This window comes from Spiroplasma sp. ChiS (assembly GCF_002968355.1).
In the GTDB taxonomy this organism is placed as follows: Bacteria; Bacillota_I; Bacilli_A; order Mycoplasmatales; family Mycoplasmataceae; genus Spiroplasma; species Spiroplasma citri.
Genome location: NZ_PUUH01000293.1, coordinates 1 through 7,165, shown reverse-complemented (window position 1 = coordinate 7,165; position 7,165 = coordinate 1). Strand labels below are relative to the sequence as shown.

Below are 7,165 nucleotides of genomic sequence, written 5' to 3'. Positions count from 1 at the left end.
GTTATTTTAAATAATTAAATTTTGTTATTATTATGGTTTTCTCTCCCCACAAAATTTTAAAATTTTTTTTTGAATATAATATATATTTTCATTACGAATGCAGTAATTATTAATATAAATAATGTTGTAAAAAATATTTCTTTTTGATTTGTGGGGAGAGAAAACCATAATAATACTAGTTTAATTATAAATAACTATTGGAGGTAAAATGAAAAAATTTATATTTTTCTTTAAAAACTATTGTTATATTAGTGGTTCAATGCTTTTGTTTAGTTTAATTGATTTATTACTTTGGATAATTTATTTGTATTGTGTTGGTTTAGTATTTTGAATATTATTTGCCTTGCAATGTGTATATTTTGTGTGATGATTGTGAAAAAATATTTTTTATCAGTTAAATTCTTTTCGGTTAGTAAATTTTGTTTGAGATAATCCGTTATCGGTAATTATTGGGAAGTTAGGGACCGGTAAAACATTACTTTTAACTTATTTATCGCAAACTATGAAATTATTGACAGATGAAATTTATAGTAATTATCCGTTAGAAGATGATAAAGTTAAAGTTTTAACATTTAAAAATTTAGATTTTACAGATAGAACAAAACCGGTTCCCCCAGATGATAGTGTTATTTTATTTGATGAAAGTTATTTATATATTGACGGAACTAGTCCTCATGATGAGAAAAAAGTTCATAGTGGTAAAATACCGTGAATTGTTTTAGCGAGACATTTTGGGAATCGTGCGTTGTTTACTGCTCAGCGTGAAGGTATGATTTGAAACAATATTCGCCAGTTAGCAAGTGGGATTATTATTCCAATTTCATTGAAAAAACCCGTTGCTAAAAAAGGATTTAATTTTTTTAATCGTTTCTTTATTATGCGAATTGGGATTTTCCAAGATATAACGGATTATGAAATTTGAAAAACAAAATCAGTAGAACGAACAGCAGAAGGTAAAAGAGCAAAACATAAGTCAGATGTTGGGTTAAGAATTCGGTTTTTTAAAATAATTATTCCCCTTGAATTCGCTAATAAGTATGATAGTCAATGGTTAAAGTTTGTGCGTGATTTAAAGAATGATGAAATTGTTAATAAAAAAGAATATTATTGGTCAGAAATTACAAAATTAAGCGTTAAAGAACGATTGAAGTTATTTGATATTGATATTTTGAAAAAGAATTTAAAACCTAAAAAAGAGAAACGAAATAGTAAAGATAATTAATTTATTAGTTGAAAATAATAATAGTAATTGAGACAAGATTTTTAGTTTTGTTTTTGATATATTTTTGTTTATTTTTGATGTAATTTGAAATACAAAATTACCGATGACAAATACGTCAATTGCTTATTTTTTAATCTTTTTTATGGTTATTAAGTTATCGATTTATGCAATTCACGGGACATCAACACAATATAATAATTTAGGTTCGACAGTTAATAATGGTGTTTCGCAAGTATATTTGTCAACTGTACGCGGTGTTTCTGATACTAAACAAGGTATGCAAAAACATATTAAAGAGCGTAAACAATTTAAAATTAATCGTAATAAAAAACAATTATCAAGTTTAGCAAAACAAGCAAAAACAAGAGAACAAGGATATAGGAGAGTACATAAGTAATGATTAAATTAGTTTTATTGGTGGCGGCGATTGCGATATTTGGAACTGGTTTTATTACTGTTATTATTAATCAATTTACATCAGCAAAAAATATTATTATGGATTTATATAATTCTGATACTTGGTTGATTTGATTATTTGGGAGAATGGCAGTTTTGTTTAGTCATCCGTTAATGTTAACAATATCGAGTTTATATATTGTTGGGTTTATTGTTTCAAAAACATTGTATAGTTAGGAGTTGAGTTTATGAAAAAATCGTTATCTTTATTTGCCATATTTATTTTAAGTTTTTTGGGTTTGGTTATTCCACATTTATTACTTTAACGGCATTTAGGCCGTTAAATGAGGAGCATTATACGCTTAAACAAGAGAATAGTACTGATAAAGGTATTAATGAAACTGATTTTATTAATACGATGTTTTTACGCAGTAGTTTTTTTGAAAATTGGTCGGAAACAAATTACTTTATTAATCCAACTTTAAAAACATCAAAAAAATTATCATTTAATGATAAATGGTATTTGGATTTTTTACAAGATAGTTATTTAACCGGAGTTGTTTATGATAAACCTAATGAAATATTTTTGAATTATTATCGACAATGACATAGTTTAAAAAATCGGTTTATGGTTGAAAAATTTTATGATGTTAAAAAAGAGAATTTTTTGAATGATTTAACTGATTTTATTTATGCCTTTGCTGTAAAATATAAGATGTTTAATGTATCGAAAGAAATTGTGGAAAATGTTGACCGCTATAAAGAAAATCATTATCCAAGAGTTAAGTTGAACCAATATAATTGAAAATTAATTGATGATTTTTGACAAGAAGCAAAACAATCATCCGATGAAAAATGATATATATGAATTGATTATAGATATGATGAAAAAGAAAATAAATATTGAATAATTAAAAAATTTAATAAAATTAAAGAAATTAAGATAAAATATTGAAATTATACTTATCGTTGAGATGGTAATGGTGAACCCGAAACACCAACCATTAACAAAAACACCGGTGAAATTACTGATTGAAATAGTTATCAACAAACTCGCGTAAAAGAATTTATTGATTTATCTTTATATTCTGTTTTGCAAGAAAATATTAGAGTTCAGCAAGGTGGTAGTGCGGATTATGAAAATCCGAATAAGGTTGGTACAAAGCGGATAATTTTTGATTTTGAGACGGTTGATGAATTGGATGTTAAAAATATTAAAAAAGCAATTTATCGGATGATTTTAACTGTTGATGAAGCAAATTTAATTATTTCTGGTAGTTTAGAGTTAAATAATATTAATAATGATGATTTAAGTAATGATGATTTAAGTTTTAATTTTAGTTTTATGTGAACGGGAATGGGTGAAGTTTTTAATTTTAATGGTTCAATTTATTCATCATTAAATAGTAAAGATTTAAAGTATTATCAACAGTTTAGCTGTCAGTTTGATTTATCTAAGTTTTTACAGTCTTTTTTTGCAAGTGCTTTGGTGCCAGTGTTTCAAAATCGTAGTTCGTTTATTGAAAATGGATATATTGATAATTTACAATATGATACTGTTTTAGTTAACTTTTTTGCGTTGAAATTACAAAATTTTAATAATATTTTGTTGAGTGAAAATATTAACGATAAATTACAATTTGATAAATTATTAAATAGTATGTTTAAGATTTCACAGAAATTTTATACTAATTATTTACGTACGATTTTTGATTTAGAGAATAACACTTATGTAACCAAGAATAAACATATTATGGTTTGTTCTTTTACTTGTAATTTTAAATTGATTTCACAATACAACATTTCCCATATTACTCAGGAATGGGAAAAACATATTTGTTAAAAAAATAATAAATTATCATATTCAAATGGGACGGAAAGTGATTGTTATTGATCCCGAAAGAGAATACCAAGAATTATGCAAATAAAATGATGGAAATTGAATTGATGCAGGAAATGCTTCGATAGGCAAAATAAACCCCCTACAAATTTTAGATAATAACTTTATTGATGAATTAGAAAATATCAATTCATCGCCCCTATCAAATCATTTACGATTTTTAGAACAATGATTCAAAACGCTTTATCCTGATTTTAACGGGCGAGAAATTAATTTATTAACAAAATATTTAAAATTATTATATCATCAATTTAAAATTACAAATAATATTGACATTAATAAAATTGATAATAAGGATTTTCCAATTATGAATGATTTTTATGATTTATTAGAAAAAGAATATAAAAACAATAAAAATCAACTTTTAAAAGAATTTATGGATTTAATAGCAACTGATTTTTTAAATGATGGAAAATATCAAGCACTTTGAAATGGTCACACAACAATAAAATTTAATAACAACTTTATTGTTTATGATGTTTATAATTTGTTTGATTTAGATGACAAAAAAACAAACGCAGCACAATTAATTTTAATGCTAAATATTATTAAAAAAGAAGGAAAAGAAAATTGTTTTAAAGATAATAATCAAATTGTAATAATTGTTGATGAGGCTCATTTAGCAATCGATAAAGATAATCCAGTTGCCTTAAATTTTATGTATCAAATGACAAAGCGAATTCGGAAATATAATGGTGCGTTGGTCGTGGCAACACAAAACATCGCTGATTTTGTAGAAAATGAAACAATTTTAAAGAAAACAACAGCAATTATTAATAATAGTCAATATTCTTTTATTATGGGGTTAAAACCTAACGATTTAAAAAAAGTTATTAATTTATATAAAAGTTATGGCGGATTAACATCAACAGAACAAGATTATATTGCTCGCAGCGTAAAGGGACAAGGGTTATTTTTCATTTCTGGATTTGAAAGATATCGTATTGAAATTCAAGCAAACAAAAAAGAAAAAGCAGGATTTTGGAAAAAAAGATAATTAAAAAAAAACAAGTCAATTTACTTGTTTTTTTTAATTTTTATGAAGAATTTTATTAAATTTTTGCTTTTTTAGCAAAAAATAAAAAAGGAGGATAAAAATGTTAAAAACAAATTTAGAAAAATTAATAAATGGTGACGCATTAACTTTTATTAAAAGTTTAGAAAATGATAGCGTTGATTTAATTTTAACTGATCCACCCTATTTATATAATTTATCAAAAAGAGAAAACGAACAAAAAAATGAAAAAAAGCAATATAACCAAAAGCATAAATAAATATATTAATGCTATTTATGATAATAATTTGCATAATTCATTTGATATAAATACTTATTTAGATGAGTTTTATCGAATTTCAAAAACTAAATTTATGTTAATTTGAATGAATAGATGACAAATTAAAGATTATTTAGATTGAGTTTATAAAAATAATATGAATTTTGATTTTTATTTTTGAGAAAAAACAAACCCAATGCCAACTAATAATTTTATTTTGCAAGATAAAGAATATTGTATGATTATTTACTCTAAAAAACACCAAATTCCAAATTATCAAAATAACTATGAAAATAAAAAAACAATATTTAAAAATTCAACAGGATCAGCTTATAAAATAACAGAACACCCAACAGAAAAACCACTAAATATATTTTACGATTTAATTCAAAAATATAGCAAAGAAAATGATTTAATTTTCGTTCCTTTTATGGGCGGTGGTACAACTGCGCATGCTTGTTAACAGTTAAACCGAAGATGACTAGGGTGTGAAATAAATAATAATTATTTTACAATGATACAAAAACGATTAAAGAAAATACAACTTAAATTAAATTTTTAAAAAATGAATAACTTTCAATTAATCAAAAACATAAATTATGTCGCAGTTTTAATTGCAATGATGGTTGTATTATCGCAAACTATGCGAATCCAAATTATTCCAAGAACATCAATTCCATTATTTTTAATCCCCATTTTTATAAGCGGATTTATTTTAAATTGATATTGGTGTTTCTTAATTGGAATTATAGGGCATTTTCTATCACATTTAACATTATGTGAGGTTTTACTGTGGGATCATTATGTTGAAATATTGGGACAGGTTTATTAGCAGTTTTAATTAAACTAATTAATTGAATAAAAATAAATCATAGTATTAAAATTATTCTTATTTTATTAGCAAACATAATTATTTATCTTTTGATTGATTTTGTTCTTTTTTGATTAAATCTTGGAGTTTTAAGTATAGAACAAATAATTATCGGAATATTAATTACAAACACAATATGTTTACCAATTTTTTATTTTATAACATTAAAAATTAAAAAAAGATTAAAAATAATTTTATAGAGAAAGGAACTATCAAAATGAAAGAAACAGAAAAATATATAAGTTATCAAGTTATGACAAATAATTTAATTTTAACAAAACCTTATTATTATATTAAAGGTAATAAATGAATTGAGTTAAGGATAAAAAATTTATTGTATCCTTATGCAAGTATTAATATAAATAGCAAATATTTTAAATTACAATATAACAAAGATTATTGTTTTATTACAATTTTTAAAAATCAAAACTTTTATATTAAAAATAAAGATGGAAAAATTGAGGGTGAGATTAGTTTAGAAAAAATCCACCCCTTTTTATTAGAAATGGATAAGCAAGTTTTAATTAAAAAAGCAGAACAAAAACAAATATACCAAGAAAATTTAAAATATTTTAATAGTAATAAATTTCCAAAAAAGGAGGAATAAAAGATGGAAAAAGAAAATATATTTAATTCATCACCACCGATCGCAACTTTTAAAAAATATAAAAGTGGTACAGTAGACAAATTAATACGACATAATTTTAGAATTAAAGTACCTGAAAATGTTAATCCTGAGTTTACAAAATATAATTTTTATTATGTTAGTGATAAAAAAGAAAAAATTATAAATGATAAAGGTTTTGATTTAACAAATAATAAAAGATTTGAATTATTAAAAAATATAGAAGAAGATTGAAATAAGCAACAACAAAAATATAGTGAAGCACAAAAATCAACTTTTAAAGATTTTTGTAATAAACATAATACTTATATAGAAATTGTTTTGCCAGCAACAAGACAAGAATGATTTGAAAAAATGGGAATATGTCAATTTACAGATATTCAAGTATGAGATAAAAAAACAGATACGCGTAAAATGGGACAATTAATTCCTGAAAGTATAAATTATTATAAATTAAATGAATGAGTTAATATTGAAATAAATTTTATGAAACAATGAATGAAAAATAATCTTAAAACAGATATGGGGTATTTGTATTCAACAGTTCATATGGACGAGACAACACCCCATATTCATTTTGGTTTTATTCCAATTAGTAAAGTTTTTTCAAAAAAGCTCAATGAAGAAAGATACATAATTAGTAATAATCGTATTTTTGGTGGTAAAAAACAACTACAAAAATTTAATAATTATCATGCTAATTATTTAACAAAAGCAGGTTATGAAATAGAGCCTGGTGAAATTGGAGGTAAAGGTAGTTATAATGCAATGAATTTTCGAGAAGTTAAAGAATTTGAACGAAATAAATTAGAGGTAAAGGTAGTTATAATGCAATGAATTTTCGAGAAGTTAAAGAATTTGAACGAAATAAATTAGA

8 protein-coding genes and 2 pseudogenes are annotated in these 7,165 nt (G+C 23.7%); all 10 read left to right on the top strand.

The annotated features are described in order from the left end of the window. The first annotated feature begins 208 nt into the window (after positions 1-208). The 10 genes and pseudogenes from C6B38_RS07825 to C6B38_RS07785 all read left to right on the top strand — a co-directional run bounded on the left by C6B38_RS07825 (position 209) and on the right by C6B38_RS07785 (position 7,164). Positions 209-1,222: a hypothetical protein gene (locus C6B38_RS07825; protein WP_105299208.1), complete on the top strand. Its 1,014-nt coding sequence runs from the start codon at positions 209-211 to the stop codon at positions 1,220-1,222. Then, positions 1,215-1,619, top strand: a complete 405-nt coding sequence (locus tag C6B38_RS07820; protein WP_105299207.1) for a hypothetical protein — start codon at positions 1,215-1,217, stop codon at positions 1,617-1,619. The genes C6B38_RS07825 and C6B38_RS07820 overlap by 8 nt, the downstream gene beginning before the upstream one ends. Beyond that, on the top strand, positions 1,619-1,855 hold the full coding sequence (locus C6B38_RS07815) for a hypothetical protein (RefSeq protein ID WP_015967964.1): 237 nt from the start codon (positions 1,619-1,621) through the stop codon (positions 1,853-1,855). The genes C6B38_RS07820 and C6B38_RS07815 overlap by 1 nt, the downstream gene beginning before the upstream one ends. A gap of 11 nt (positions 1,856-1,866) precedes the next feature. Further along, a pseudogene (locus C6B38_RS07810) lies at positions 1,867-3,461 on the top strand (spiroplasma phage ORF1-like family protein). 100 nt (positions 3,462-3,561) lie between these two features. Continuing rightward, on the top strand, positions 3,562-4,515 hold the full coding sequence (locus tag C6B38_RS07805) for a TraG/VirB4 family ATPase (protein WP_308686807.1): 954 nt from the start codon (positions 3,562-3,564) through the stop codon (positions 4,513-4,515). 100 nt (positions 4,516-4,615) lie between these two features. Continuing rightward, a pseudogene (locus C6B38_RS12445) lies at positions 4,616-4,720 on the top strand (DNA-methyltransferase); the annotation flags it as partial. Between the two features lie 37 nt (positions 4,721-4,757). Then, positions 4,758-5,255, top strand: coding sequence for a DNA methyltransferase (locus C6B38_RS07800; RefSeq protein ID WP_105299205.1), 498 nt, complete (start codon positions 4,758-4,760; stop codon positions 5,253-5,255). Positions 5,256-5,584: 329 nt separating this feature from the next. Next, complete coding sequence (locus C6B38_RS10385; protein ID WP_105299204.1) at positions 5,585-5,863, top strand: hypothetical protein; 279 nt, start codon at positions 5,585-5,587, stop codon at positions 5,861-5,863. Positions 5,864-5,880: 17 nt separating this feature from the next. After that, on the top strand, positions 5,881-6,270 hold the full coding sequence (locus tag C6B38_RS07790) for a hypothetical protein (protein ID WP_105299203.1): 390 nt from the start codon (positions 5,881-5,883) through the stop codon (positions 6,268-6,270). Positions 6,271-6,273: 3 nt separating this feature from the next. Next, positions 6,274-7,164, top strand: a complete 891-nt coding sequence (locus C6B38_RS07785; protein WP_105299202.1) for a plasmid recombination protein — start codon at positions 6,274-6,276, stop codon at positions 7,162-7,164. Position 7,165: the final 1 nt, after the last annotated feature.